General features: G+C 40.2%; 21 protein-coding genes and 1 pseudogene. 5 read left to right on the forward strand and 17 right to left on the reverse strand.

Annotated features, from left to right (window positions below):
• Positions 1–12: 12 nt before the first annotated feature.
• From AC1D7X_RS10870 to AC1D7X_RS10885, 4 genes are read right to left on the reverse strand one after another with little or no spacing between them, the layout of a single operon-like run.
• On the reverse strand, positions 13–1,149 hold the full coding sequence (locus tag AC1D7X_RS10870) for an ABC transporter permease (protein WP_495475221.1): 1,137 nt from the start codon (positions 1,147–1,149) through the stop codon (positions 13–15).
• Positions 1,146–2,027 carry an ABC transporter ATP-binding protein gene (locus AC1D7X_RS10875; RefSeq protein ID WP_495475222.1) on the reverse strand — a complete coding sequence of 294 codons (882 nt, stop codon included), beginning with the start codon at positions 2,025–2,027 and terminating at the stop codon, positions 1,146–1,148. Before AC1D7X_RS10875 ends, AC1D7X_RS10870 begins: the two co-directional genes overlap by 4 nt.
• Positions 2,017–2,841 (reverse strand): hypothetical protein, encoded by an 825-nt coding sequence (locus AC1D7X_RS10880; RefSeq protein ID WP_495475223.1) that lies wholly within the window; start codon positions 2,839–2,841, stop codon positions 2,017–2,019. Before AC1D7X_RS10880 ends, AC1D7X_RS10875 begins: the two co-directional genes overlap by 11 nt.
• Complete coding sequence (locus AC1D7X_RS10885) at positions 2,838–3,464, reverse strand: RNA polymerase sigma factor (RefSeq protein WP_495457131.1); 627 nt, start codon at positions 3,462–3,464, stop codon at positions 2,838–2,840. The genes AC1D7X_RS10880 and AC1D7X_RS10885 overlap by 4 nt, the downstream gene beginning before the upstream one ends.
• Positions 3,465–3,625: 161 nt before the next feature.
• Between AC1D7X_RS10885 and AC1D7X_RS10890 the strand changes: the two genes are divergently transcribed.
• Both AC1D7X_RS10890 and AC1D7X_RS10895 read left to right on the forward strand, forming a co-directional pair.
• Positions 3,626–5,401, forward strand: coding sequence for an ABC transporter ATP-binding protein (locus AC1D7X_RS10890; RefSeq protein WP_495457055.1), 1,776 nt, complete (start codon positions 3,626–3,628; stop codon positions 5,399–5,401).
• Positions 5,388–7,163, forward strand: a complete 1,776-nt coding sequence (locus AC1D7X_RS10895; RefSeq protein ID WP_495457056.1) for an ABC transporter ATP-binding protein — start codon at positions 5,388–5,390, stop codon at positions 7,161–7,163. The genes AC1D7X_RS10890 and AC1D7X_RS10895 overlap by 14 nt, the downstream gene beginning before the upstream one ends.
• A 246-nt stretch (positions 7,164–7,409) precedes the next feature.
• Here AC1D7X_RS10895 and yaaA read toward each other — a convergent pair whose 3' ends face one another.
• Positions 7,410–8,162 (reverse strand): peroxide stress protein YaaA, encoded by a 753-nt coding sequence (gene yaaA / locus AC1D7X_RS10900; protein WP_495475224.1) that lies wholly within the window; start codon positions 8,160–8,162, stop codon positions 7,410–7,412.
• Positions 8,163–8,366: 204 nt separating this feature from the next.
• Here yaaA and AC1D7X_RS10905 point away from each other — a divergent pair, with 204 nt between their 5' ends.
• Both AC1D7X_RS10905 and AC1D7X_RS10910 read left to right on the forward strand, forming a co-directional pair.
• Positions 8,367–8,726, forward strand: coding sequence for a BlaI/MecI/CopY family transcriptional regulator (locus tag AC1D7X_RS10905; RefSeq protein ID WP_495457058.1), 360 nt, complete (start codon positions 8,367–8,369; stop codon positions 8,724–8,726).
• Positions 8,723–10,060: a M56 family metallopeptidase gene (locus tag AC1D7X_RS10910; RefSeq protein WP_495475225.1), complete on the forward strand. Its 1,338-nt coding sequence runs from the start codon at positions 8,723–8,725 to the stop codon at positions 10,058–10,060. Before AC1D7X_RS10905 ends, AC1D7X_RS10910 begins: the two co-directional genes overlap by 4 nt.
• Before the next feature lie 127 nt (positions 10,061–10,187).
• Here the strand turns inward: AC1D7X_RS10910 and AC1D7X_RS10915 are convergent, their stop codons facing one another.
• The 7 genes from AC1D7X_RS10915 to AC1D7X_RS10945 form a co-directional block, all read right to left on the reverse strand.
• Positions 10,188–10,757: an SF0329 family protein gene (locus tag AC1D7X_RS10915; protein WP_495475226.1), complete on the reverse strand. Its 570-nt coding sequence runs from the start codon at positions 10,755–10,757 to the stop codon at positions 10,188–10,190.
• A 146-nt stretch (positions 10,758–10,903) separates the two neighbouring features.
• Positions 10,904–12,952 carry a serine hydrolase domain-containing protein gene (locus tag AC1D7X_RS10920; protein ID WP_495457061.1) on the reverse strand — a complete coding sequence of 683 codons (2,049 nt, stop codon included), beginning with the start codon at positions 12,950–12,952 and terminating at the stop codon, positions 10,904–10,906.
• A 112-nt stretch (positions 12,953–13,064) separates the two neighbouring features.
• Positions 13,065–14,363 (reverse strand): GHKL domain-containing protein, encoded by a 1,299-nt coding sequence (locus tag AC1D7X_RS10925; RefSeq protein WP_495457062.1) that lies wholly within the window; start codon positions 14,361–14,363, stop codon positions 13,065–13,067.
• 1 nt (position 14,364) lies between these two features.
• Positions 14,365–15,105: a LytR/AlgR family response regulator transcription factor gene (locus tag AC1D7X_RS10930; protein WP_495457063.1), complete on the reverse strand. Its 741-nt coding sequence runs from the start codon at positions 15,103–15,105 to the stop codon at positions 14,365–14,367.
• A 192-nt stretch (positions 15,106–15,297) separates the two neighbouring features.
• Positions 15,298–16,464: a DUF4317 domain-containing protein gene (locus tag AC1D7X_RS10935; RefSeq protein ID WP_495457064.1), complete on the reverse strand. Its 1,167-nt coding sequence runs from the start codon at positions 16,462–16,464 to the stop codon at positions 15,298–15,300.
• A 351-nt stretch (positions 16,465–16,815) separates the two neighbouring features.
• On the reverse strand, positions 16,816–17,976 hold the full coding sequence (locus AC1D7X_RS10940; protein WP_495475227.1) for a cobalamin-independent methionine synthase II family protein: 1,161 nt from the start codon (positions 17,974–17,976) through the stop codon (positions 16,816–16,818).
• Positions 17,977–18,154: 178 nt separating this feature from the next.
• Positions 18,155–19,123, reverse strand: a complete 969-nt coding sequence (locus AC1D7X_RS10945) for a tRNA dihydrouridine synthase (RefSeq protein ID WP_495457066.1) — start codon at positions 19,121–19,123, stop codon at positions 18,155–18,157.
• A 318-nt stretch (positions 19,124–19,441) separates the two neighbouring features.
• Between AC1D7X_RS10945 and AC1D7X_RS10950 the strand changes: the two genes are divergently transcribed.
• Positions 19,442–19,972, forward strand: coding sequence for a VanZ family protein (locus AC1D7X_RS10950; protein ID WP_495457067.1), 531 nt, complete (start codon positions 19,442–19,444; stop codon positions 19,970–19,972).
• Here the strand turns inward: AC1D7X_RS10950 and AC1D7X_RS10955 are convergent.
• The 5 genes and pseudogenes from AC1D7X_RS10955 to AC1D7X_RS10975 all read right to left on the reverse strand — a co-directional run.
• Positions 19,973–20,189, reverse strand: a pseudogene (locus AC1D7X_RS10955) (GNAT family N-acetyltransferase); the annotation flags it as partial.
• A 324-nt stretch (positions 20,190–20,513) separates the two neighbouring features.
• Positions 20,514–21,029 (reverse strand): hypothetical protein, encoded by a 516-nt coding sequence (locus AC1D7X_RS10960; protein ID WP_495475228.1) that lies wholly within the window; start codon positions 21,027–21,029, stop codon positions 20,514–20,516.
• 91 nt (positions 21,030–21,120) lie between these two features.
• Complete coding sequence (locus tag AC1D7X_RS10965) at positions 21,121–21,666, reverse strand: hypothetical protein (protein ID WP_495457070.1); 546 nt, start codon at positions 21,664–21,666, stop codon at positions 21,121–21,123.
• Positions 21,667–22,261: 595 nt separating this feature from the next.
• Complete coding sequence (locus tag AC1D7X_RS10970; protein WP_495457071.1) at positions 22,262–22,453, reverse strand: CD3324 family protein; 192 nt, start codon at positions 22,451–22,453, stop codon at positions 22,262–22,264.
• A 158-nt stretch (positions 22,454–22,611) separates the two neighbouring features.
• Positions 22,612–23,835: a Gfo/Idh/MocA family protein gene (locus AC1D7X_RS10975; protein WP_495457072.1), complete on the reverse strand. Its 1,224-nt coding sequence runs from the start codon at positions 23,833–23,835 to the stop codon at positions 22,612–22,614.
• Positions 23,836–23,842: the final 7 nt, after the last annotated feature.

Consider the following 23,842-nt stretch of genomic DNA (forward strand, 5'->3'; position numbering starts at 1 on the left):
GTATTATGTGCGTCATACCTTTAACCGTCTTTCAAAAGTCTTCGGAATGAGTAGTAGTATGACAATCCCCACAATAACCGTGACTGCAATAGATAGGTTCAGATATAGAACAGGTGTATCCAATATATCATATGACTTATAATTCTTAATTAAGTTACTGCTTGCCATGATGCTGGTAGGAAGTAATGGGATTACCTTTCCAATAACTCCAGGGAGCGAGATGAACGGCAGAATGACCAACGTCATGGCCAATCCAAAACTGCTTAAGCTGTTCTTGAATGCTGCGGAAATAAGCGCCGTCCATAACAATAGTCCGCAAGCACCCATTAAAGCTATTACATATTGCAGGAAAAATGCCTGAAGTATTGTCAACGCGTAAGGACTCTCCCTAAGGTAGCTGCTGAGTGGAGCATTCCAACCAACAAATCCATTTGGCATACAACTTACGATGACACATATCCCATAGAAAGCAGTGACCCAACCAAACGTAAACATAAATCCTGCGATTAATTTGGCAGCGACAACACTTCGCCTACCATATCTACTGGATAGAATAAGCGAATCCATTCTGTAGCTTGCTTCTCCTGAATACAGCGGGGCTAGTGCCAACACCATAACAAGACCGATAAATAAAATGCTAGGACTTGATAATTCTGAGATAAAATAAAATAGATCTCTCCAATTCATTGTCACATAAAAACCAGGAGGATCGATCCTCTCCATCATAGTGAGCTTTTTACTAATATTTTTGTGAGTATAGGATTCCGTTACGTGTTGAGACTCCAAATGCTCCTTCTGTACTCTTAGATCCTTTAAGCGATCATTAAATAGACTCGATTGATAAGCAGCTACAGCATAATTTTGCTGTAAAATCCGCTCTAATTTCTCTTCTTTGCTCCCTTTGGTGTCTTCAGCTCGCTCCATTTCCAACGTTGGTGCGTATTTCTTGGCTAGAGCATCTTGAATCGGACCCTCATGAGCAGCAATAAGATCCGGTCTCTCCTTTTGTACAGCCATAATACTATTCATCCCCGGTGCTGGAGCCGTTTCTACGAAGAAAAATATCGTTATAGCGACACACGCTGCCATGGCAAACCAAACTCTACGGACCATAATCTTGCGCAGCTCAAACATGATTAAACGTTTCATTTGGATATAACCCTCTCTTTAGAACGGAAATAATGCATATACACATCTTCAAGGCACGGAGTTACTTGGACAGCACCTTCGCAAGGCGCTTCCTTGCTGACAACTCGCAGTTCTAACTCAGAATCAAGTTGCTGCATATTAACCACATCTCCCCTTTCCTCTATTTGTGCTAGCCGTCGTCTGGGAACAATCGCTTGCCATACTTTCCCTCGCAATTCGGCTGTTAATTCGTTAATTGTGCCCTGGCGTAGCAGTTTACCCTGTCCCATCAGTAGTACCTGCTTGGCAATATGATCGACGTCAGGAACGATATGTGTAGATAAAATAACGATTCGATCACTAGATATTTCCGATATCATATTTCTAAAGCGTACACGCTCCATGGGATCAAGTCCGACCGTTGGTTCGTCTAATATAAGAATCTGCGGGTTATTAAGCAAAGCTTGGGCGATCCCAAGTCTACGTTTCATGCCGCCTGAATATTTGCCACATTTTTTGTCTAGCTCTCCAGACAGATTAAGCGTTTGAGCGAGTACCTCCATTCGATTACTTGCTTCTTGTTTAGTAAGCCCTTTAAGAGCCGCTATATAATATAAAAAATCACGTGCAGTAAAGTGATTGTACATGCCCAATTCCTGAGGTAAGTAACCAAGCTGCGCACGATATTGTTCACCCATCGCATCCTTGTCCTGCCCATTTAGCAATACTTGTCCATGAGTTGGCGTCAGTACATCGGCCACAATGCGCATTAGTGTCGTTTTTCCCGTTCCGTTAGGTCCCAAAAGACCATAAATGCCAGGCGTCATGGAGATTGAGATGTTGTTTAAAACACGCTTTTTTTTGAAACTGTGTACGATATTGTGTAACTCAAGCTCCACTTAAAAAACCTCCCCTTTTAAGATATCTTCCATTCATGATGATCGTCCCCACTAGTATGGCCATCGTTACAATGGCTAGCAGCGAGAGCCTAATTAAATCAATAGAAGCTGTCCATCTGATAGCCGACTCGCTCGAAAACAGGATCAGCCAAAAGATAGGGAGTAGAACCAGCACGGTGGCTAACTGCCCAAAGCTACGAATACGGGCGGATAGCATTAGAGCAATAGCTGCATTCATAAGGGTGGGTGTACACCATAGCAGGGCGACTCGCATCAGAACTTCCCCACCCCATGCTGGGAAAATAACAGCGATAACGGTGATATTAAGCAGTAAAGCCACCATACCGATGAACAACAGTCGGGCTTGCATGTACCAGTGTATCGGGATGCGGAGACTTCGCGAGAGTTCCCCCATACCACACAGGGTATGTCTAGCCGTATTAGCGATGACGACTAACAGGGGAATACAGCCTGCAACGGGTAGAATGAGAATCGCTGGAACCAGCTCACTGACACTCAGAATGAGGAAACCTATCACAAACATTAACACGCCCAACACAACGTCCCTCCACAATCCCTGGGAAACAATTATTTTAGCCTTCTGAGCCAGTTTTAGATGAGATGGTTCGACGGGTGAAGGAAGCAAACGCTTAGACTTACGCCAATTTGACATAGCTTCTTCAACAAAACCTTTAGGTAGTGGATACTCAGGCATTAGCTGTATATGTCTTACTAACGTCTCGACAGTATCTTCTGACAGCTCGTCCTGTGAATTAAGATCTAGGTCGTCCCTATGATTATAAGTACGCTTCATTTCAATTTTCCTTTCTTGTAGGAATGAGAGGATGACCTATCTTCAGCAGATTGGCTCAGCATATCACGCAGTTTAATTAACGAACGCCGTACCCGCGACTTTACCGTCGATTCGGATTCTGCTGTTACAGTAGCAATCTCCGTAAACGTAAGATCACTTTTATATCGTAAAAGCAGCGCATTACGTTGCTCATATGGTAGCGATTGAATAGCTGTGTAAACCTGTCTAATCTCTTCTTTCATAAGCACACCATCGAGAAAATCTCCATTCGCAGGAATGTGATCCATTAAGTTCTCGGTTAGCCCCGCCTGTCTGGTAGCCTTACTGCGTAAGTGATCAATACAGATATGGTGAGCAATGGTAAGCAGCCATGTTCGGAAACTACCTTGCTCTTCCTGAAAGGTATCTAACTTAAGCCAAGCCCTTTCGTACGTCATTTGTGATAAGTCCCAAGCTAAATCAGCATCAAACACCTTCCATCGCACAAAACGATAAATATCATCGTAGGTATGACGAATCAACAACTCGACTGCCGCCTCATTACCTTCCTTTGCCTGACGAACCCATTTGTCTTCTTTGATTTCTCCTCCCCCTCTCTTTCTACATATAATTACGAAATTTATCCTTTAATAGATGCACATGTCATTATTTCAAAATGTTCAAATGATTGTAACAAGAAAATTTCACCATAATCGATACTTGATCGTTCGATAATGTTATAATCACTTTGATTTATTCACTCTTTTCAGGCAAGAGTGTAACACAATAAGAAATAGGTGATCAGATGTTCGAACTGAAATGGCTATGGCAGAACTTAGAGGGAAATCGAACGCGATACATTCTGGCGCTCTGCCTCTCGGTAGTGGGCTCAAGTCTCACGATCGTGAATCCTTACATCAGTCAGCGCATTGTCGACACGTTTATAGCTGGTGACAATGCCCTGCAGAATCTTACACAAGAACGGCAATTATTAATTATGCTCTGCCTGGGCATGATTGGATTTTCTTTACTGCGTACAGGACTAGCTTATTTTACGACCATGCAGTACGAGAAATCCTCGCAAAATATGATGTACAATATCCGTATCAATATGTACAACAAGATTCAGGGACAGGACAGGGGATATTACGATCATAACCGCACTGGTGATCTCATGACGAAGATGACAGGTGATCTGGACATGGTCCGTCACTCTATGGCGTGGATTTTCAAAACGATCATTGAATCGTTAACGATCTTCATAGCCGCCGTTATCTATTTTCTAACCATAGATGCTGAGCTAACGCTGTGGATGCTTATTTTGTCACCTCCTATTTTTATTGTTGCTTACATATTCGCCAAACGTGTCCGTCCCATGTATATTGACCTACGCGAGCGGCTGTCCCAACTTAATACGACTACTCAGGAGAATATTTCAGGCAACCGTGTAGTCAAGGCATTTGCCCGCGAGGAATTCGAGATACAGAAATTCACAGAGAAGAATGTCAACTATTCCACGGCTAACAAAAAGGCTGCCCTTGTTTGGCTTGATTATTTTCCTTATCTGGAATCCTTTGCACAAGGCTTCAACGTCATTCTTATGTTAGCCGGTGGGTTGTTCCTTATGGAGGGTCGGATCACTTTTGGTGAGTTCATGGCCTTCTCGTCACTGATCTGGGCCATATCCAACCCGATGCGCAACATCGGTATTATTATCAACGACATTCAGCGCTTTTTTGCGAGCTTATCCAAAATCATTGACATCTATTACGCCCGGCCTAACATTGTAAACGAGCATACATCCGTAGACAAACGCCGTTACGAAGGACGTATTGAGTTCGATCATGTCCACTTCAAATATGACAGCGCAATCGTACTGGACGATGTTAGTTTTACCGTTGAACCCGGTGAAACCATCGCAATCATGGGCTCGACGGGATCGGGCAAGACGACAATCATCAACCTGATCCCTCGTTTCTACGATGTAGCCGAAGGGCGTGTACTCGTAGATGGCGTTGATGTGCGAGAGCTGGAACTTGATGAGCTTCGAGGTAATATCGGTATGGCAACCCAAGATGTCCTCTTATTCTCCGATACTATCGACGGAAATATCGCCTATGGCGATCCCGATCTTTCAGAAGAAGATGCGATAGGCTATGCCGAGCTTGCAGCCGCACACGACTTCATCACCAAGATGCCTGAAGGTTATGATACCGTTGTCGGGGAACGTGGTGTCGGTCTTTCTGGAGGTCAAAAACAACGTATAGCATTGGCACGAGCCTTAGCAGTTCATCGTCCCATCCTGATTCTGGATGATACAACCTCTGCTGTAGATAATGAGACAGAGGAACACATTCAGAAAAGTCTACGCGAGCTAGATTATCCTTGCACGAAGATCATTATCGCACAGCGGGTGTCTACCACTTCACAAGCTGACCGTATTCTCATTTTGGATAATGGGAAGCTGATTGAAGAAGGCACACATGCCGAACTGCTTGCGAAACGAGGCTATTACTATGAAGTATTCAAACTGCAGAACGAGGGTATTGGAAGGCAGGTGATTGCAAATGGCAAGGAATAAATTCGACGTCGATGAAAATCTTGAATCGCCGTTTAATATCAAACACTTCCGACGTGCGATGGTATATATCAAACGAAAGAAAACACCAATGATTGTAGCGTTTGTGCTTAGTGCACTTTCTGCGGCCATTTCACTCTCAGCTCCGCTTATCATGCAGCATGTGGTCGACGTGACCATTCCGGCAAAAGCGAAGCTTGCATTACTGGGCTGGTCCGCACTGATGCTTGTGGCCATTGTTGTCAGCGTTTATCTGGCTACCATACGATCACGTATCATGACAAGTGTCGGGCAAGATATTATATTCGACATCCGCACGGATTTGTTCAAGCACCTGCAGAACTTACCTTTTAAATATTATGACGACCGGCCGCAGGGTAAGATCCTCATCCGGGTCGTGAACTACGTTAACTCTGTTTCAGATGTACTGTCCAACGGTATTATTAACTTTATTCTAGAAATCGTGAATTTGCTCTTTATCGCGGTTTTTATGTTTGCGGTCGATGTCCGGCTCTCATTCGTCATCCTTGCAGGATTGCCCGTGTTCCTAGGCATCATGCTGCTGATCAAAACCAAACAGCGCCGAGCATGGCAGGCTGTGTCTAACAAAAACTCCAACCTAAATGCTTATTTGCAAGAGAGCATCAGCGGCATCGGAGTGACGCAAATGTTCTCCCGGGAACAACGCAATGAGGGGATTTTCACACGTCTCGCAGGCGGTTTCCGCACGGAGTGGATGAAGGCTCTACGTTACAACATGCTTATCCCCTTCTCCGTCGACAACTTGTCTACTATCGTTACATCGATGATTTTCCTTGTGGGTCTCTTGACACTCAGTCCTGAGGGTATGACACTTGGTGTCATTCTAGCTATGAGTAGCTATGCTGCCCGCTTCTGGCAGCCGATTCTGAATCTCTCGAGCTTATACAATAACTTCATCAACGCCGTTGCCTATCTTGAGCGTATCTTTGAAACGCTAGATGAGCCAGTTACTGTCAGCGATATTCCGGATGCTAAGGCGCTTCCTTCTGTATCCGGCCATATTACCTTTGATAACGTAACCTTCGCTTATGACCCGGGACTCAATATCCTGGAGAATATCACCTTCCATGTCAAAGCAGGAGAAAGTATAGCCCTTGTAGGACCAACAGGTGCAGGTAAAACGACAGTCGTCAATCTAATCTCACGCTTCTATAATATTTCTAGTGGTAAGATTCTTATCGACGGACAGGATATCTCGCAGGTTACACTGAAATCTCTTCGTAGCCAAATGGGAATTATGCTACAGGACAGCTTCATATTCTCCGGCACCATCTTGGACAATATCCGTTATGGCAAACTGGATGCCACCGAAGCAGAAGTCATCGCTGCTGCAAAAACCGTTTGTGCCGACGAATTCATCCGTGAATTCGATCAGGGCTACCTGACAGAGGTCAACGAGCGTGGCTCCAAGCTATCTCAAGGACAGCGACAGCTCATTTCGTTCGCTAGAACGCTTTTGGCTGATCCTCGTATTCTTATCTTGGACGAAGCAACTTCTTCGATTGATGCGAAGACCGAACGCTTGCTTCAGAAGGGCTTGAATGAGTTGCTTAAGGGACGTACCTCGTTCATTATTGCTCATCGCCTGTCCACCGTGAAGAACTGCGACCGCATTATGTATGTGTCCAACAAAGGCATTGCAGAAAGTGGCTCACACGATGAGCTTATCGCACAACGTGGCCTTTATCACCGGCTCTACACGGCGCAGAAGATGGAAGCTTAATCAGCTACTTCGAACGTATTCCATTTTTATTTTCAGGCATCCATTTCACACTCTATTTGTGCGAAGGATGTCTTTTTTTCGTATAACAAAAGTATAGATAACCACCCATCTCTTAGGCTAATTTCATACATATCCATTTACGATATCGCTATAAATTGAAGCCAAAAAATAGCGAATTAAAATAAAGGTAACCCCGAAGATGGTTATTCAACCGCCTTCAAGATTACCCAAAATGTACTACTTACGCTATTTATTTTGTTTTTGTATAAACACATACGTACTATCATTCGATAGCTCATCCGAGAAGCTGAAATCAAACCCGTCGAAGCCTTTAATATCCTCCACAGACGTGATCTGGCGTTCGGCCATATAGCGTACCATTTCCCCTCTGGCCATCTTGATCAGGGTAGCTCTCTCAACTACCTTGCCATCAATTTCCTGCCCGAATACACAGCTAATCATTCGAACGTTTCCACCAACATATGGAGAGATGCACTTGCTGTACTCCTTAGAGGCCAGATTCAGAATGATGTCAGTCTCTGAAAATAGCTGATCCGCTAGTTTTCTATTCCAGAACTCGTAGATATTGGCGAAACTAGGTCCGCTAAGCTTAGCCTGCATCTCCAGTCTGTATGGAACAACGCCGTCAAATGGCTGAACGATTCCATAGAACCCGGACAATATCCGTAAATGTTGCTGAAGATATTCCAGCTCTTCTGTTTGAAGGATCCCAGGTGCCATGTACTGGTACTGGATCCCCTCATAAGAAAAAATAGCCGGTGTAAGGTTCCTCATGACATCCATGTCCCGAATCCGTTCCGCATTCAGCGTGGCGATGGCATCATTGCATTTCCATAACGATTTGGCTTCTTCATAATTCAACTTTTGTAATAAGGCCAGAAGCGTCTGCGTTTCACTGATAAATTGCGGCATCTGGCGGCAATCAAAAATATCAGTGTCCCTTTTCATCTTCTTGGCAGGCGAAATAATAATTCTCATGATGCACCCTTTTCTTACCCCCGCGGGGAATTAAATATACCCTTATCCTATCACACTTAATCAACGCAGGCTTGGGGTAAGTTCGTGAAATTTGTTGACTGCCGCCGCTTCGTACGTTTGGACCACCTATTGACAAAACAGGTTTACTACAATAAACTCGCATTAAGGTCTACTGCAATAAACTTATGATGTGAGGTGAAATAAATGGAGCCCTATAAACTATTTGATGCAGAATATAAATTTGTATCTCTCATTTGGGATCATGAACCTATTAATTCAACAGAGCTTGTTAAACTTTGTCTCGAGAAATTAGGCTGGAAAAAGTCGACTACTTATACCGTTTTAAGAAAGCTGTGTGAGCGGGGTATTGTGCAAAATCAAGATGCTATAGTATCCACTCTTATTAAGCGTGAAGAAGCACAAAGGTATGAGAGTGAAGCCTTAATAGAAAAAGCCTTTGATGGTTCATTACCGCAATTTCTAACTGCCTTCTTAGGAAAAAATAAAATTACTGAACAAGAAGCAGAACAGTTGAAACGTATTATTGAGGAGGCGACTAAATGACCACGTTATTTATCGCTATACTAAATATGAGCATTACCGCAAGTTATGTAGCGCTCGCTGTTATTATGATAAGGTTACTCCTAAAGAAGGTACCCAAGGTGTTCTCCTATTCATTATGGCTGGCTGTCCTTATAAGACTTGTATTCCCTTCTAGTTTTAATTCTGCGTTTAGCTTTCTAAGCTTTCTGAAGCCTACTACTCAAGCAAATAGTGGAACAATGGAGTATATCCCTTTTAATATCGGCTTGATGCAAACTCCTGCGGTTGATCTCGGTTCTAGCGGAATAAATCAACTTGTGAATTCACCTCTTCCACCTGCATCCCCCTATACTAGTATTAATCCCATGCAAATCACTATGGAGATTGCCGGATTCATTTGGGGTATTGGGGTGGTAATGCTACTTATCTATTGCGTTATCTCTTACTTAAAAGTCATAAATAATGTACGCACCGCAACCCTTGTAAGAGCAGGCATTTTTGAAACCGACAGGATTAGCACACCCTTTGTATGTGGATTTATTAAGCCTAAAATATATGTTCCGATCGGTCTAAGTGATGATGAGCTTTCTTATATTCTGGCGCATGAGCAAACACATATTCAAAGACTGGATTATCTAATTAAACCTTTTTCGTTTCTAGTGTTAATTGTTCACTGGTTCAATCCGCTGATGTGGATTTCCTTTTCATTAATGAGTAAGGATATGGAAATGTCTTGTGATGAGAATGTAATTAGAAAAATGGGTAGTGGGGTAAAGGGTGGCTATTCGAAATCTCTTCTTACACTATCCGTTACCAAATGTGGTTTAATGTCTGGGAGTCCGCTTGCTTTCGGAGAGAGCCATGTTCAAGCAAGAATTAAAAATGTCCTAAACTATAAAAAACCAGGGTTTTCTGTTCTCATAGCAACTTGCATAGCAACCCTCATATTTATAATGGGATTTACGGCCAACCCTGCGAACAAACAAGATTTATCGGAGAGCACGATTAATGAGTTAGCAACAGTTTGGGCAAATGCACTTATAACTCGTGACGGGGAACCCCGCTATGAAATGATGTCTACAAACATGAAGGAACAATTCAAGCAAGAACAGATCGTTAGAAGCGGAGAGAATTGGAATTTCAACATTGGTGTTTCTAGCCCCTGGGTTGTCGATTTTGAAATTAATATTGACGACAACCGTGCGAGTATTACTTATTTGACGCAAAGTAGCGAACCCGCTTCCTACAAAACAGAGGAAATACTCACCATTGGCGAAGAAAATGGGAAACCTATCGTGACTGACTATAAAACGGTCTATGAAGACCAATTAATTAAATCAGGAAGTAGCGATTAACCTACCTTTCAGTAATTTACCGGAGGGAGGCGGCTTATAGGAGCAATCCATGATAAAAAGTCCTGTAGAAACTCTACAGGGCTTTTTATCATGGATTGCTGTTCAGGTGTCTCATGTGGCGATTTTTCTACACCATACTACGCCGTAGTTCATAGAAATACTGCACAATGGGATGTTTTAACTTCATCTTCTCGGTCATGTTTAGAATTCGCTTTTTGCCAATTCGTCTGTCCACCAAAGCTAGAATATTTAATAAAATATCATTACACTCTATGCTTTCCTCTATTGGAGTGGATAGATACTTGGTCGCGACAACAGTAAAATTTGACTTACTCAATGCGGTCTGTGCTAACATAAGCTCCTTGGCATGTTCTGTTATTTTCCGACTTCTTGCCATTATTTTTAGACGATCCTCCGGAACTTTCCCATGGGTATCTACTCTAACCGCTTCAATTTCTTCATTGTTGATCGGAATTTGGATATCTGGATCATTCTTAATCTCCAGTTCCGTCTGGTACCATCTGATTAAGGTAGTTATATCACTCATATTAAGTAAATTCTTTTTATCTACTGCAATATAACAAGTGCCTGCTTTATCGGGTGCATAGCGATAACTGGTCGCTCGATATTCAACCCTTCCATGTAACGCTGGACAGAGGAAACTCTCCAGTTGTTGCTTCAATTTGCTCCAGGACATATATCCTCCTAAGTATTCATTATCATCTAAGTATACTATCATCCCTCTTAATATAAAAATAGAGGAAAAGGCTTGATGGATCTGGTTTGCCCCCAGATTCATTCATCACAATCCTCACATTGATCTCGTCTTTGTTCTATTTTATTTTATTTTGACAGGCTGATCTTGAACACTGCTCCTGCATTGCCGCCTAAGACCATCAATCCACCTTCTGGTAGAATGACTGAATCACTATTACTTGCCATAGTGAAATTCACAATCTCTCCCTCTTTATTATAAACAGCATATCCTCCACCTTTTGGAATATTGACTGTCATTTTCTTATTGGCTGATTTCCCATCAATTTTATACCATACAGCATGACCATCAGAAGGTAAGGTAGAAATCGATAATTTCCCTCCGTAGAGTGGCTTCACAGCATCCTCGCTTATATAAGATAGTCCATCAATTGTTAAATACTCCGTCTGGTTCAATGTATGAAAATTTAAATCAAAGGCATCTCTCCCGTTCATCATAGGGATTTCCACTGCATTTACAGCTTTATTCTCATCAACAACCTTAGTCCCATTTGCGTATCCTTGATTCTTATCAAGAGATATATTTTTGATTAATATCGCTGGTGCTAGATAAAATATAGAAGTGATTTTCTCATCTAACGCATAATAACTTTTTCCGTTTCTTTTTTCCCATACCTTTTCTGTTGTTTGGTTTAGAGGATTGGCATCTAGCTTTTGATAATCATAAGCGACCATAACCATTTGACCTACTCCAGGAAAATTCACATGCGCGTTAACTTTTAAATATGTTTTCCCATTGGTTTGTTTGTCGAAGCTTACTACTACACTGCCATCGCTGCTCTCGAATTTCCCATCGCCAGCATACACATATTGTTGCGGTGGTATTAGCCCTTCTAGCTCTGGTAAAGCCATCTCCCCATGTTTGATTTCTATATTTATGGTTGAACCCACTGTACCGTATAATCCAGAATAGCTAAGCAAATCGGATGGCATTTCCACCTTTGTTGCAGGTTCAAATGTTTTGTCAGGTAGGATGTCTTTAATCATCCCTTTATCTTTCAAGTATTCCAATAGAACATTAGATGCAAATATCGTATTGTAGAGTGAACTCCCACCTGATGAGAGCACAGCTACAGAAATATTATATTCGGGTATGGCAGTCACAGCAGCGTGATACATGACTGTATCCCCACCTTTGGATAACACCGTTATTCCATAATCATCAAATGGTGCCAAATTAACAGCGTCCCAGCCAAGGCCATAATTAAAACTGTTGGACTCCTCAGATACCCACACTCCATTTTTATATTCATGACTTTGCATAGACTTTGCTGACTTTTCAGATAAAATATCAGTCCGTTTACCTATTAACACCTCGGAAAATAAACTTAATTCTTCTGCAGTTGAGTATAGGCCACCTGCCCCAATGACATTGGCATTCTCAACGGGTAAAGCTTGATCCATTGTAGGAAAATACGTTTTTGCGAGCCTTTGTCTATCAAAATTGTCGAGTGGCGTCTTAGTACCACTTAAATTCATTGGGGTACTTATATGGGTTTCAAGGAATTTGGTGTAGCTTAACCCACTTACACGTTCAACCAATATTTCTAGCAGCTGAAATCCATCATTACAGTAAACGGAATATTCTCCCGGTTTGGATTTCAAGCTTTCTGATTGTAATCTTACTAATAATTCATCATGGTTCTTGGTATCATTATCATCGAATAACATACTATTTCCGTAGTGAGTACCGTAAAGTCCAGACGAATGATTCATTAACATACGCGGCGTAATTTCTTTATATCGTTCATCCAACATTTTAAAATCCTTAATATACGTTGTGAGTGGTTGATCTATATCAACTTCATTCGTATCCACTAGCATCATCGTTGCAGCCGTTACATACATCTTGCTTACGGAGCCTATCCCGAACATCGTGTCTTTGGTTATTGGAGCCTTGGTAGCCTTATCGTATACACCAGCGCTATCTGATAGAGCAATCGATCCATTATCATTGATGGCATACTGCACCCCACTAACGCCATAATTGGACACGATCTCCGAAGCCATACTTTGAACCCTCTCTTTTATTGGAGCCTGTTGATCTTGAGCAAAAACGGGGGTCATCGGTAATATAAAAAGCATGGTAGTCATGAATACTGAAATGATCTTCTTCATTGTCAATTCCTCCTTCTATTTATTATTGCTAAATGAATCATACGATGAGCGAGGATGATATAGATTCAAAACACCCTGAAACGAAAAAAACAATCCCTAAACAACAGGATGTTTAGGGATTGTTCGTATGAAAAGGAAGTACAACCATATTGTGAAACACTTTATTTTTTGTTTCGATGGCCATATTCCCACCATACTTGTCGCAGATCCTAGCTATATTGATTAAGCCAATCCCATGATATTCCGGGTTGGTCTTTTGGCTTTGCAAATGCGTAACGCCATTCTCCATATGATTAAGAATGTGAATGAATAACGCAGACTCATCTGAATGTATTTTGATAAGCATATACCGATCTTCAGCACTGCGTACTTTCTTAGAGGCTTCTATAGCGTTATCCAACATATTACCCAAAGCGACACATAAGTCATAACGGTCCATATGAACTTCCTGCGAATATAAGCTAAGTTTCGTATCTATTCTTATGCCGTTGGCTTCTCCAATAGTAAGCGTATTCGTAACAAGGGCATCGATGACCAAGTTACCCGTATTAACTCTATGGTAGGCACCTTCAACTTTGTTCAACGTAACCTTAATATGCTCCATTGCTGCTGCCAATTCATCTCGCTTAATACACTCTTCAATATACAGAAAATGTTGATTCGTATCATGAATAATTCTTTTCATAGATTTGAAGCTGTGAACTGTTTTTTCATAGTTAGCATCTTGATAGTCCATCTGTTGTTGCAATTGGGCATTCTCATGCATGAATTGATATTTATCAGCGATATTATCAAAAATATAAACGATGAGAACATTAATAAAAAGAGATCCAATAATCGAAATGAAATAATAGATATTCTTCTCACTGTAATACGTTAGAACATTCAGCTGGTATATACTTATGATCGGGACAATTATGAATAGAATGTAGTAACGATAATGGAAAGAAAAGCTTCGACGTTTGGCAATGAGACGTATAATCTGAATAACAACAAACATGAGAATACAGCTTAGAAAGACAGACTTTGTATATGCCAATTCGTCTTGCCCATGAACGGGCTCAAAGTTGCTTATATCTAAGGAATCTACCGCATAAAAAATATAAAGAGATATAAAATTAACGATAGACATTAACACACCATAAAGTATAGCGAAAATGATTTTTGCTTTTATTTCTACTTGATAAGATTGCGCTAAACTAAATATCATAAGCAATGCTAGAATCGAGGATAAGATAGCAGACATAGGCACAGCTAAATATACAACAACAAGTATACCTGTAATAACGAAGTAACCGAATCTTTTAGGCTTTCTAGCAGACTTATCAAAGACCGAGTTAAAGAATAAATTGATTTGAAAACCGATAACAAGTGCAATACAAAAGACAATGGGCAAATTAGTCTGAATCATCTCAAGTGACCTTCATTATCATAAATTTTGTATAAAAGTCTTTGACCTCTTTCATTTTAGAACGGCCTATAGGAAACTCCATGCCATTTGACATCAGTACAGCTCCACTAGCGAATTTCCTAACATGAACAAGATTAATAATAATGGACCGATGAATTTGCAAAAAATTATATTCTTTTAAGGCTTGAACATAATCGGAGATCATGCCTTTGCTTTCATAGGTCTGATTCGTTGTGATCACATTTAACTTGCTCTTTATGGTGAGACTTTTGGCTACTTCAATACCAATGATGTCATCATATCTCAGAACCACTTCTTCATACGCTGACTTGATGATCATAAATTTCTTATCAAGTGCTTGGAAATACTGACACAGCTTTATTATTTTCTCCTCTAAGATATGGGGTTCAATCGGTTTGATTAAATACTGAAATGTGATTACGTCAAAGCTTTCCACCATATATTCAGGGTAACTTGTTAAAAAAATAATTTGTTCATTCAGCTTATTTAAATCCCTTATTCTTCGAGCGGTTTGAATCCCGTTAATACCATTCATTTCAATATCCAATATGAAGATATGGAATGGAGGTTCATGATTCTCATAATGAGACACTAACTGCTCCCCCGAGTCGAATAACTCCATTTCAAAATTTATATTTGTCTTAATAGATAACGTAATCAGCATGCTCTTTACTAGGTTTCTCTGTTTTTCCTCATCATCAACAATAGCCACTCTATACATAAATAACATACACCTCATTTTCCATCACATCGACTATGGGACTATATTCCAGTATACATTCTTTTCAATCTTTATGAACCAAACTGGACTCAACTGCACATTCCAATCCCTAAAATGCAAAAAAAGAGGATTTGGATGAATGGATCTGGGTTTGTCCCATATCCATTCATCCAAATCCCCAAATTTACAAATCTATAATGTCTCTGTACTGAGCGTAAATCCTTCGATTACGGCATCTTCGTCGATCTCAATCATAATGCATCGTTTCCCTTGATAATTCACCTGTCTCACATACTTTAAATCCTGCGGGCTAACCGAAATGGAGGCTACCTTGGTATCGATCTTAATCGATTTTGACGTAAACTTCGGCATCACGCTACTTGCCTTCATTTCATAGTTCCTATCGTCGATGATCGTTTGAAATGCGAGTTCCACTTTTTCCGGAGTCACGTTCTCAACGCCACTTACCGTTAGCACGCGTTCTACATCTTTAAAATCCAACATTGGAGGTTCTTCCTTATCTGCGTTGCTCTCGATGACCTGGTAGATTTCCTCGTATACTTGCGCGATAGTGGATACGTCGAGTTGTTCACCCACCACTTCCTTCACGATCTCTTCGAAGATAGCTCTCTCTTCCAGTACTGTCACGGATCTCTCGGCATTCAACACCTGTTCAATGAAGTTCGGATCTGGAAAATTCGATTTGGCCGTACAATATAGAATGCGGCTCACGTCGGAATAGTTGTCCGTCACGCTCGGGTAAAAGAATCCTTGCTCGGGCGAACTTAATTTGATAATCGGATCTACAATGACGTTGTATTTGAATTCCCGCTCCACATAATCAAACAAGAGCGTTTTCCGTTGCTGTTCGGTGGAATTGACGCTGCATAGAATGAACGGATGCGCAGACACTTCGTCATTGCCACTCTCTTCTGATTCTTCATTTCTACCCTTGGTCGGCCGGAAGTACTGTCCATGAACGAACGTGACTACCATATCTTTTTCGTACTTGGTGTCCACCAACATTTTATCCACCAACAGCAACATCAGGTCCTTCCATTCTTCTGGATCGCCTGTCGTCAATGCTTGGTGAAGTATCACGCGCGATGGGTCCTCAGCTTCCTCATGAAACTTCAACTCGAACAACTTCTGATCCAAATCGCCAGTCAGTAGTTTTTTGAAATTGGCCATATGAAGCTCCTGCTTCTCTCTGTCTACCAGAGCAAACGCCTGACGTTCCCAATGATAGACCTCGCTGCTGTCCTTCATAATATACACGTTGAGAATATTGTGAATATCCATCATATCGTGATCCAGCTTAAACTGCTTGCGTATGTGCGCGACTTCTTTTTTGTTCATGATTTGTTAGACAACTCCTAAGAGGTGGATTGGGTCTTACCAGTATAAACGATATATATAACCTTCGCTAGAAAGGCTATTTCACCTTGGTTACCACGCTTCCTGCACCGATCCAAACATTTCTACCGATATGAATCGGTATATTGAACTGGGTTACAGTCTCGCGCAACTCAGGCAGAATGGATGACCTCCAGTCGCAATCGAAGTCTTGCTTTATTCCATCCTAGCACTTTCTCTCCATTATTTTACAACAAAACCGCACTCAAAACCCATAATCCACAAAAAGACTGTCGACAAGTTCCTTCGACAATCTGAGGGAGGGAATCACTTCCTACTTTACTTCATTTACTATTACTTACCCCAATATTGCTGGGCAATACGTTGTCCTTGTTTAATTTTTGCCCACTGTTCATCTTCCGTTAATTCATTGCCGCCATCACAAGATGCAAAACCGCATTGATGAGACAGTAATAATCTATCCTTATTAATAATCTTCGATGCTTCATCAAGCATTCTAACTACACGAGCCTCGTCATCAAGCGTATTGGTTTTAGAAGACAACAATCCAAGTACAATTTCTGTTTCAGGCTTATCTTTGAATACCGCAAGTGCCTCAAGTGAGCCTGCACGTTCATCATCCCATTCAAGGAAAAAGCGATCGTATTTAAGCTGCTTCAAGAACAGATTCGAAATTTTGGCATAGGAACCACCACCCATATTACGGGAATCGTAGTTACCACGACAATTATGCGTCCACATTTTCAAACCTAAGCTATGACCGTAATCAATTATGGTATTGTTAATATCAATAAATTCTGTAGCAAGAGACTGTACTTCCTCTTGATTGATACTCTCACCCGTATATGGAGAGTTCGGGTTATCATCTGCAAATAGCTCCCATAAGCAATCGTCGAATTGAAGGATTCTCCCTCCAGCAACTGCAAATTCTTCGACAAACTCTTTATAAGCCTTAACAAGACCGTTTTTAAGCTCTTGTTTATCCTTATAAACAGCATCTTTGCCACCAATATTATCTGACCATGATAACTCACCATAAATATGTGAAGGAGAAGGTACGCACAGCTTGGTTTCACGGTCACCAGCAGCGGCTTGAAGTTCTTTATACACATGAATAAAATGATGGTTTTTCCCACTCAATTCACCTGTAATGCGCAAACCAATATCTTTTCGAGTCTCATATTTGGAAGTTCCATCGGTATCTCTGAAGAAATATCCATGATCCGCTATATAGCGTCTAATTCCTTGGAAGCCCCAGACAAAGTCCAGATGCCACATCGATTTGGAATATTCTCCATCCGTAAGAATAGACAAATCATTGTTAATTTCTTTATCGACTATAGCCTGAATCGCCTCAGATTCACATTGCTCATACCCCTGAATATTATCGTAAAAGGGATAATTGATATCATCACGATGTTCAATTTGATGCTTATATTCTAATAAATTCGACGGTCGCAACAGGCTACCTACGATTTGAAATCTATTACACATGATAAATCCTCCTCCATTTAACAACTGTCTTTTTGTAATGTTTTGATTCTAGCATGGAGGAGTACGAACGGCGTAACACTTAAAAGTAATATCTAGTTATAGCTAAAAGCTATAACTGCTATCTGAGATTACGAGATAGCTATAATAGCTTTCTTAAAGGATCACTTATCGTCCGATATTAATCAATATGGTTTGCTTCAAAATCATCAAGTAATGTACGTACTTCATCCGTAGATTTCGCGTTCATCAATTGAATTCTTAATTCGTTTGCGCCTCGGAAACCTTTGACATATATTTTGAAGAAGCGATTAATCGCTGTAACTGAACGTGGCAATTCTTCTTGGTATTGATCTTGAAGATCGAGATGCAATCTTAGGAGATCGAGGTACTCCTTACTACTATGCTCTGTTGGTTCTTTTTCAAAGGCAAACGGATTTTTAAAAATACCGCGCCCAATCATCACGCCATCCACACCATACTTTTCAACAAGTTCTAGACCCGTTTGGCGATCGGGAATATCTCCATTTATGGTGAGCAACGTATGCGGTGCTACAAGATCACGTAACTTTTTGACCTCAGATATTAATTCCCAGTGTGCATCGACTAGGCTCATTTCTTTTCTTGTACGTAAATGGATAGAGAGATTCGCAATATCCTGTTTTAATATATGTGTTAGCCATTCTTTCCACTCGTCTAATTCCGTGTACCCAAGTCTTGTTTTCACACTTACAGGCAGTCCTCCCGCCTTGGCTGCTTCGATCAACTCTGCAGCAATCTCTGGGCGAAGGATAAGGCCACTTCCCTTACCTCTCATGGCCACATTGGGTACAGGGCACCCCATATTAATATCGATGCCTTTAAAGCCAAGATCTGCCATACCAATACTCATTTGACGGAAATTCTCAGGATTGTCCCCCCAAATATGTGCAACCATTGGCTGTTCATCTTCAGTAAAAAGCAAACGCCCGCGCATACTTTTTTGTCCCTCAGGATGGCAATAACTATCCGAATTCGTAAACTCTGTAAAGAATACATCAGGTTTACCTGCTGCACTCACGACATGTCGAAAAACAACATCCGTCACATCTTCCATTGGTGCTAGTACAAAAAATGGTCTAGGTAAATCCATCCAAAAATTTTCTTTCATATATAAATTCAATTCCTCTCATTACAGGTAAATAAAAATAATTAAATCATTATTAAAGTATAACCTAGCTTTGTTATATTATCTTCATCCAATGTCTTCTTTAAGTATATTTTTATCAATCAATCACTTTCTTCTAAATCGACAGTTCCTTTACCTACCCACCCTAAGTGTGCTTGTCTCCATGTTCATTGTATGTGACTAGATTGTCACTATGGAGTCACTTGATAGTCATGTTAGAGGCATATACTGATTTCATTAGCACAACTTATATGGGTGATAACACATAAAATATTGATTCATACGAAGGAGACGTTTTTTTTGGAGAAATCAAAGAGAACTCAAAAGAGAACTCAAAAGAGATTTACTGTGAGTTTGTTGGTTATATACTTGTTAGCACTAACATGGATCATATTGTTTAAAATGACTTTTTCGTTTCAAGAATTGCCTAATTTAAGAGGCATTAATTTAATCCCATTTGCCGGTTCAGCTATTGTTAACAATCGGATTAATTTTGGAGAGATTATTAATAATATTCTTATTTTTATCCCATTCGGAATATATATAAGTATGTTGAAGCCAGATTCGACATTTATAAAAAAAATTACTCCTATAGCAAGTGTAAGTTTATTGTTTGAAGTAATCCAGTTCATATTTGCGATTGGTGCTACCGATATGACCGATTTCATAGGAAATACGCTAGGTGGGATTATCGGAATTGGGGTTTACTTCATACTGTGCAACATATTTAAAAGTGATACAAAGACTAAGAGAATTGTAAATATATTAGCTTCGATTGGTACAGCTATTTTTATAGTATTATTTTCATTGATTTTTATAGTTAATCGTTGATCATTTCTCATAATCTTTTTTTAAAATACTATATATTTCTAAGTCGACAATCACTTTACCTGCCCATAGTGTTGCTTGTCTCATCCGATAAATAGTAGCGAATCGTCACAGTGTTTACCTTTTGATTAAAGTCGATGGCTTCAATAATTCCAAGTAATTGATCGGTTTTAGGGTTGGCAAATATCCCCCACTTAACCCTTGACCTTTTATTATAATCTCATGGCTATGTTTATTTTATGCCAAACTAAATAAAAGGGGCTATCCCAAAGCAAGCCGCAATGGACCAAAGACACCAAATAGCATATTAACCCACCTTGACCTGCTATTTTTCTTGCATCTTGCATCAATATTTTTTTAGGGAAATCTGCACCTCTGTAGAAGATTTATCTACTTTTGAGACTGCCTCTTCCTCTTCTGGCGCTTTTTTCACGCCATCAGGCACCGTGGTTGCAGAGCTGGAAGCGAAGCAAAAAGCCCAATGGAACGCCAGCGCTTTTCCGGTGGTCGCTTGGGCTTTAACGGGTGATGGGGTATCGTGACCTTAATAGCGAATGATATTTTTATTACTATTGCCTGTTGTGGAAAAAGGCTTGATTACATTTTTCAATTTAACAGTTCCCACCTTATTATTAGTAACCCCGTTTACTTCATATATTATTTCAATATTAATTTCATCATCAGATCGAACTTTTACATCTCGAATTAAATTTCTAAAGGTGTAGATTATCTTACCATTGAAAGCATCGGGTAAAGTAAATGGATCATCCGCTTGATTATTCGACAAAATCATTTTTCCATCAATAGATATATTGTAGGCAACACTTGAAAACCGCTTGTTTTCCCCAATAATTTCTAAATAGTGATCAGAAACATACACAGAGTTAGAGGCTGGATAAACTATAAATTCGATGTCCTTTATTCGAAAGTCAGTTGTTTCAATAGTGAAGCTATAGACTTTCGGATCTTGACGAAGTAGAAATTGTTGATACGAAAGAATGATAATAGTCGTGAATAGAATAAGACATAATGATGTTAACGCTAAATTTCTTCTAAACATACTGTCTCTCCTTTTAATCACATTTATCTCAGACTACTTGTGAAAGTTAGGGAGACATATAGATGTCTCCCACTGAATTATATGAATTTCCTCAATATGGGAGTTTTGAATCTACATACAATTTCCCTCTTATTGCAGCGAGCCAAAGAGAACAAGTGGTTCCAATAGAAGTATTAATTCCATTTCCTTCCCAAGAAAGATTAAGATCAGTTTTTGCAAACCAGTAGGAACGAGCCAAAGCAGATCTTGATTTTTCTAAGTCCTCATCCGATCTTACTATTTCTGTGGAAGGGGTCCCAGTGACTCCAAACCCCGAAGCGTTTGCACCATATAATTTAAAGTTTGATTTATATCCATTCCCTTCGAAAGTCAAGAGGAAGTCTGCGTATACATAGGTACTTGCTGTACCAATGGTTTTTGTGCATTTGAAATCCCAATATGTAGTTCCATATTGATCTGTTGAGCTTCCAAATGGTTGTATCATTCCAGGATCCTTACTTGTCGTTCCAACCTCCGTACCTACATAGATGAATGAACCATCAGGGAAACGATAATATTTATCCTGATCACAACGCATCCCATAATTCACTATTTTTAACTTTTTCCTTAAGCAGAACCTGTTTTTCTTGTGGTACAAGATTGTCTGCAAAAAATTGATCTAAGTCAATACCACGCACTCCATTAACATCGGTAGATTGAACATCGCTAGCACTAACAACGTAAATAACAGCACAATAGTCAATAAAAAAACTGCTCCTTTTTTGAACACTTTCATTATACTACCTCCTGTATTGTGTTTTGTACTAGTACGTGAAAAGAATAACAAATAACTTAGGATGTGATATATAATATAAGTCGCAATTTGACATAAAAGGAATATATAAAAAAATTCCATTATCAGCTAAAATCTTGTCTCAACTAAAAAACTGATAATTTTTCCTCTCTAATATATAGAGTATGTCTAGTCGTAAAAGTGAGAAGCAACGTACATAACAAAAAAAATATATCGAATTTCATACAGATAGTTGTCAACTTCATCTTTCGTTTTTCACTTTTTCATTCAAAACGACACATAAACTTTCTAGTGAAAACTTGATAACACCAAGGGCCACAACTAAAACAGGACTCCAACACAGTGAAGTCCTGTTTATAACTAGCTATAAATAATTTTTCTTACTGTATCAAATGCTGGTCCGTAAACATCTGACAGTTTATCAATAGACTCTCCCATTTTATATTGTTCTTTTATATTGTTCTTTTATATTATTATTACGCTTTGCATAATATTTTCTGGAGCCGCTCTTTTCTCCCCAGTTCTTCTGCAGACCGTTATTAGGAATATAAATCATTTCACCTTTTATATAGTTTTGGATTTCTACTAATAATTTTTCCGGTAGTACTTCTGCTGCATTTATATATTTCATAATTATCTACTCTTTAGCTTTATTTAGCATTTGCTTCTAAATAAAGTCTATATAAATCCATTCAATCAATTTCTCTTTGCTGTACGTTATTTCACTTACTTAGACATGATTTAGAAAAAGAACGCTTGGTATTCTAAGCGTTCCGTATGATTATCGATTTACGGCTGAATGTCAGGAAAGCTTGATTTGCGATTCACCCATTTGCCATTTGTAAAATCGGGGATGGCAACCGGTTGTCCTCCCATGGCAATTGAATCCTCGGATAGTGTTGTAATACTCATCCAAGCGGCCATGTCATACACGTCCAGAGGTGTGTTTGTTCCATTCCTTACTGCATCGAAGAACTCTACAAACTCTAGCCAATCCATGCCTCCATGACCGCCTTGAACACCATCACTTAGAAACTTCCGCCAGATCGGATGCTCATACTGCTCCCGGAATGCTTCTACATTACCCCATTGCTCTTTCCAGTTAAAATGATTCTCATCATGCTGCCCGTCAATAAATATCGACTGATTCTCCTCGATATACATCCCCTTGGTTCCTCTGACCGTGAATCCTCTGGAATAATATCTTGGCAATGTTGTATCCAGTGTTATGGTGATGGTTTCCCCGCGTGCGCATTTGATAATCGTCGTTACAATATCCCCCTGCATAAAGTCTGTATGCAAAAGCTCCTTATCATCCGGCTTCTTTTCTGCAATGTACTCTTGCATTCCTTTTCCTTTAGAAGCCATTGAAACGAGAGAGACCATACGATTGCCTCGATTGATATTGAAAATTTGGGCAATGGGACCGAGCTCATGAGTAGGATAATTCTCACCGTTTCGATGAATATAATTGTCCAGCCGATAATGGCGGTTCTCCTTACCATACGCAATCTCGCTTCTCAAATCATGATGATATCCACCAGAGGCATGTACGATTTCACCAAACACACCTTGCTTTACCATGTTAAGAACCATAAGCTCTTCTCTTCCATAACAACAATTTTCCATGATCATGCAAGGCACTTTCGTTCTTTCATAGGCTTCAACCAGCTTCCAGCATTCCTGGATGGAAGCGGCTCCGCCTACTTCACTTGCCACATATTTACCCGCTTCCATGGAAGCGATAGCTATATGGGTATGATCACTCCAGGAAGCACTAACGACTACCGCTTCAATCTCTGCGATCGCCAACAGTTCCCCGTATTGTTGCGTAACGAACGGACGACTGCCACCAGTGCTTTCGACTTTGGCCGCTGCAGCTTCACAACGATCTTCATATAGATCACACACGGCAAGAACTTCAACATCTTTCATTCTCAAAATAATTTCATCCAATAATCCCATTCCACGATTGCCGAGTCCAACTATGCCAACCTTTACTGTACGTTTCATCTGTGCC

The organism is Paenibacillus sp. Y568, assembly GCF_059445545.1.

What these genes read in the sequence shown, in the direction of transcription:
- AC1D7X_RS10870 (WP_495475221.1), bottom strand. Translation starts at nt 1,149, where the DNA reads ATGAAACGTTTAATCATGTTTGAGCTGCGCAAGATTATGGTCCGTAGA.
- AC1D7X_RS10880 (WP_495475223.1), bottom strand. Translation starts at nt 2,841, where the DNA reads ATGAAGCGTACTTATAATCATAGGGACGACCTAGATCTTAATTCACAG.
- AC1D7X_RS10890 (WP_495457055.1), top strand. Translation starts at nt 3,626, where the DNA reads ATGTTCGAACTGAAATGGCTATGGCAGAACTTAGAGGGAAATCGAACG.
- AC1D7X_RS10895 (WP_495457056.1), top strand. Translation starts at nt 5,388, where the DNA reads ATGGCAAGGAATAAATTCGACGTCGATGAAAATCTTGAATCGCCGTTT.
- yaaA (WP_495475224.1), bottom strand. Translation starts at nt 8,162, where the DNA reads ATGAGAATTATTATTTCGCCTGCCAAGAAGATGAAAAGGGACACTGAT.
- AC1D7X_RS10905 (WP_495457058.1), top strand. Translation starts at nt 8,367, where the DNA reads ATGGAGCCCTATAAACTATTTGATGCAGAATATAAATTTGTATCTCTC.
- AC1D7X_RS10910 (WP_495475225.1), top strand. Translation starts at nt 8,723, where the DNA reads ATGACCACGTTATTTATCGCTATACTAAATATGAGCATTACCGCAAGT.
- AC1D7X_RS10915 (WP_495475226.1), bottom strand. Translation starts at nt 10,757, where the DNA reads ATGTCCTGGAGCAAATTGAAGCAACAACTGGAGAGTTTCCTCTGTCCA.
- AC1D7X_RS10920 (WP_495457061.1), bottom strand. Translation starts at nt 12,952, where the DNA reads ATGAAGAAGATCATTTCAGTATTCATGACTACCATGCTTTTTATATTA.
- AC1D7X_RS10925 (WP_495457062.1), bottom strand. Translation starts at nt 14,363, where the DNA reads ATGATTCAGACTAATTTGCCCATTGTCTTTTGTATTGCACTTGTTATC.
- AC1D7X_RS10930 (WP_495457063.1), bottom strand. Translation starts at nt 15,105, where the DNA reads ATGTATAGAGTGGCTATTGTTGATGATGAGGAAAAACAGAGAAACCTA.
- AC1D7X_RS10935 (WP_495457064.1), bottom strand. Translation starts at nt 16,464, where the DNA reads ATGAACAAAAAAGAAGTCGCGCACATACGCAAGCAGTTTAAGCTGGAT.
- AC1D7X_RS10940 (WP_495475227.1), bottom strand. Translation starts at nt 17,976, where the DNA reads ATGTGTAATAGATTTCAAATCGTAGGTAGCCTGTTGCGACCGTCGAAT.
- AC1D7X_RS10945 (WP_495457066.1), bottom strand. Translation starts at nt 19,123, where the DNA reads ATGAAAGAAAATTTTTGGATGGATTTACCTAGACCATTTTTTGTACTA.
- AC1D7X_RS10960 (WP_495475228.1), bottom strand. Translation starts at nt 21,029, where the DNA reads ATGTTTAGAAGAAATTTAGCGTTAACATCATTATGTCTTATTCTATTC.
- AC1D7X_RS10970 (WP_495457071.1), bottom strand. Translation starts at nt 22,453, where the DNA reads ATGAAATATATAAATGCAGCAGAAGTACTACCGGAAAAATTATTAGTA.
- AC1D7X_RS10975 (WP_495457072.1), bottom strand. Translation starts at nt 23,835, where the DNA reads ATGAAACGTACAGTAAAGGTTGGCATAGTTGGACTCGGCAATCGTGGA.